Annotated in this window: 4 protein-coding genes; all 4 read right to left on the reverse strand. The window is 47.2% G+C overall.

The genetic code is table 11. From position 1 onward, the window contains the following. Window positions 1-153: 153 nt before the first annotated feature. Window positions 154-363 (reverse strand): hypothetical protein, encoded by a 210-nt coding sequence (locus tag NDI34_RS27835; protein WP_348234462.1) that lies wholly within the window; start codon window positions 361-363, stop codon window positions 154-156. Window positions 364-571: 208 nt separating this feature from the next. Continuing rightward, window positions 572-1,399: a pentapeptide repeat-containing protein gene (locus tag NDI34_RS27840; RefSeq protein ID WP_348234463.1), complete on the reverse strand. Its 828-nt coding sequence runs from the start codon at window positions 1,397-1,399 to the stop codon at window positions 572-574. A 209-nt stretch (window positions 1,400-1,608) separates the two neighbouring features. Continuing rightward, entirely contained in the window at window positions 1,609-3,051 is a 1,443-nt protein-coding gene (gene xylB, locus NDI34_RS27845) for a xylulokinase (RefSeq protein WP_348234464.1), read from the reverse strand. A 20-nt stretch (window positions 3,052-3,071) separates the two neighbouring features. Continuing rightward, window positions 3,072-3,960, reverse strand: an 889-nt coding sequence (locus NDI34_RS27850) for an ATP-binding protein (protein WP_348234465.1), incomplete at its 5' end; no start/stop codon positions are given.

The following is a 3,960-nucleotide window of genomic DNA, read 5'->3' on the forward strand; positions in this document are numbered from 1 at the left end:
TTGATGATGTCTACTTTCTTTATAAATTCTTTTGAGAATCCTTTGAGTTTCTCGGCTTAAATCTCTAATAAATCTCATAAGTCTCTTGTTTTCTTGACTTTTGTTTTAGCTTATTCTACTTTTTATTATGTGTAATTTATTTTACATAAGCACTTATCCAACCAATAGTTTCTCCTGCACAGCAACCATTACTGCCAAATTTTCGTTGATTGCTGCCAGATGAAAATCATCCTTAAAGTCAATTGATAGAAAGCCATTCTGCTGCTCTAGCTCAGACAAGTTAGACACGAGATTCTTTCTATGCAAAGCGAGAATTTCAGGGTAATCAGCCGCTAATGCTCGTCTAAAAATGATGTTCGTCATATTTATTATAACTCTTGCAAATTAGCTCAAAAATAGGTATGAGCACCGTAATATAGTGATTTTTTAAAGTTATAACCAGGGATTTTTTCTGCCATAAATACGCAATATATCGCGTATTTATTTAAATTCACGAATTATTTAAGATTTTTATAGGCTGTAATACTTGCCTGCGGCTCCTGAAAAGTTAAAATTTATTTTTCAATAAAATTTAGCTCATGAATTGAGTTAGTACACGTTCCAACTCATCCGGTTGAAAAGTACCCTCAGCAGGTTGCCGATTCTGGTGCGCTGGTTCCAAATAAAGGTATTCACAATAAATATTCGTAAATTGAGTGTGGCGTTTAATCGCCCAATCAAAGATACAAGCTCCTGTCAACACAGCAAAGGAAAAATCTGTATTTTGCATCGCACAATAACTGAAGTTGGCATCGGTTAAGTTCGCTTTCCTAAAGGACGTTCCGGGATTGCTTTGAATCCCTTGAGTGAGCCATTTGAGAATACGGAAGGTCAAGAACGCAGAAACGAAAATCAGCAGTAGGAGGAAAAATCCTTGAGCGATTGCGCCATCACCGAAGCCAAGGATGCTAACAATCACAAGCCCAAGAGTGAGCGTCACCATGACCGCCAACAGTACAGCAATGGCTGCAATGTTCAAGAAGCTCGTGATTTGTGGAAAGTGGAAGGCAATCTTAGCCCGGATGAAGCTTCCAAACACGAGAGCTAATATCGGAAGCGCACTGAAAAAGAAGTTGAGTCCCTTATTGGAGCGATCGCCCAACAATACCATTGACACTTGGGCAGCGATCGCGCTGAAGGCGACTAAAACAACGGGACCAACGATAGCAGCAGCAACTAGAATATTTACCTGGCGGCGGCTCTGACCCGTTTTGGCCCTCTCAAACGTTGCCCCAATTAGGGTCGCCCCAGTGAAATTGCACCCCCGCAAGTCAGAGCCACTGAAGTCTGCGCCAGCCAAGTCCTGCCCTTTGAAAGAGCAATTTTGCAAGTTTCGGTTGGCGTAGTTTCGCTTGGTCATTATTTGCTGCCTTCCTCAGTATCAACAGCTACAGAGTATATTTTCATAAAATTGCCCGATGGTAGGACTTACGCATTGACAGAAGCCAAGTTCTGGGCAGTCGCCCAGCTTCTTTTCTAGGGGTTTCAGGATGAAGTCAGGCGCTACCTGAAGAGACAGATTTCAGTTTATACCCATTTTAAATTAACCTTCTTGAGGCATAACTTCTCTCAGATTTTTTTAAGTTGTGGATAAAGGGATTGATATCGCATCCAAGCCTCTTCTAAGTTTGAATCAACTGATTGGGGAGTTGCAGCAAGCGTTGGGGTGGCTGCCAGTTTGAGCGTGTCATTAGCATCTGCGTATACACCAATTCCGATACCCGCCAATAGAGCAGCACCACGCGCGGAAGCAGCAGCAACGGTAGTTGCATAGAGGGGTATTCTCAATACATCAGTCAGTAATTGTTTCCAAGGCATTTCTGCCGTTCCACCGCCGGCTAAACGCAGTTGTGTCGCTTTAAAACCTGTTGCCTCTAGTGCTTCAAAACCTTGTCGCAAGGCAAAAGCAACTCCCTCTAAAGCCGCCCGCATCAGGTGCGCTTGTGTGTGATGAAGTCCAAGCCCTACCCATGCCCCACGTACATAGGGGTCAAGATGTGGAGTTCGCTCGCCTGTGAGATATGGCAAGAATGTCAACCCTTCACATCCTGGGGGAACAGAAAACGCTTGAGTATAGACTTCCTGCCAGCTCAAGCCGAGGATACCCCGCACCCACTCAAGCGCTAGCCCCGCATTTTGCATGGCTGCAAGCGTGTACCACTGGTTAGGTACAGCGGCTCGATACAGATGTGTACGACCATGAGGATCGATAATGGGTTGGGAGCGAGGTGTAATGATTTGAGCGCCTGTGCCAATGGTTAGTTGAACCAAACCAGGCTCTAGTAGTCCGTTACCAAGTGCTGCCGCTGCCGTATCCGCAGCACCAGCGATAACGGGTAAGCCAACTCTTAAGCCAAGATGCTCTGAAGCAACAGTTGTTAGATAACCTGCGATCGCACTAGACGGGATAATTTTAGGTAACCAATCACCACGTAGATTCAGCGCCGAGATTGCTTCCCCAGCCCAGTTGTCCGACACAACATCGTAAAGCAAAGTACCACTAGCATCAGATGGTTCGGTTGCAATTTCTCCAGTCAGCCGTAACCGCAGCCAATCTTTTGGCTGAAGTGCCCAACGCGCTTCGGTGTAGACAGTAGCCTCGTGTTCTCGTAGCCACAACAAAGTGGGGCCCGCCATTCCAGCCGTAATCGGGTTGCCCAATCGTTCTAGAATAGCGGCATCAAGCGCATGATAAGTGTTAAGCGTGGCACTAGAGCGAGTATCTGCCCAGAGGATAGCAGGACGCAGAGGCTGACCCGACTCCGAAGCTAGGACAACACCGTGCATTTGCCCTGATAGTGCGATCGCCTGTACTCGATCGGCATGATTTCCTACAGCCTTCCTCACAGCCGAGGCAACAGCTAACCACCAATCCCCCGGTTCCGACTCAGCCCATCCAGGTTGGGGTGCATGAACAGGATAAGAGCTTGATGCTTCACCTATAGTGGTTCCGTCTGTCGCTAGGAGCAATGCCTTAGCAGAGCCTGTTCCTAAATCTATACCAAGCAGCATTAGGCTAATCCTCAAATCATTCAGTGTCTTAGCAAACGGGCGATCGCTTGTACCAATTCTTCAGGTTCAACAGGCTTGGAGATATGCATCTGAAATCCGGCAGCTAAGGCTTGCTGCTGATTGATCTCTCCAGCATAGGCAGTAAGTGCGATCGCAGGAATCGTGCCTCCCTGTTGGGGCGACCACTTTCTAATTTGCCGAATCAGCGCATAACCATCCATCTCTGGCATCCCAATGTCACATAACAACAGATCGGGGACAGATTGATTCAGATGGGTCAACGCCTGTGCCCCCGAAGCTGCTGTGGCAACTTGTGCGCCCGATTGCATCAGGGTGAATGCTGCCAACTCCCGCATATCTGCATCGTCGTCCACAACCAAGACCCGAACACCTGCTAAGTCTGTCGCACTTTCTGAATGCCTGTCATCAGAAGATGGTTCCGGCTCTACTATGTTTAACGGGAGCCGGATGGTAAATGTAGCCCCTAAGTTTTGTCCTAAGCTGTCTGCTTGAACGGTTCCTCCATGCAGTTCGGTAAAATGACGGACGATCGCCAGTCCCAATCCCAATCCGCCGAATTGTCGGGTCGTTGTCCCATCTTCTTGACGGAAGTAGTCAAACACATAGGGTAAGAAGTCTCGACTGATGCCTTTTCCAGTATCTTTGACTTGAATCTGAGCATACGTGCCAACCTGCTCTAGTCGCACTTCGATTCGTCCTCCGCTTGGGGTGAACTTCACGGCATTGGAAAGGAGGTTCCAGACTACTTGTTGCAGGCGATTCGTATCGCCTAAAACCGTTCCTGAAACGGGATTAAATATAGTTTGGATTTGAATGTGTTTGGCTTCGGCTGCTAGTCGTACCGTTTCTAGGGCGGCTTCAATCGTTCCTGCTAGATTTACGGGAGCG

This window comes from Trichocoleus sp. DQ-U1 (assembly GCF_039961925.1).
Lineage (GTDB): Bacteria > Cyanobacteriota > Cyanobacteriia > Cyanobacteriales > FACHB-T130 > FACHB-T130.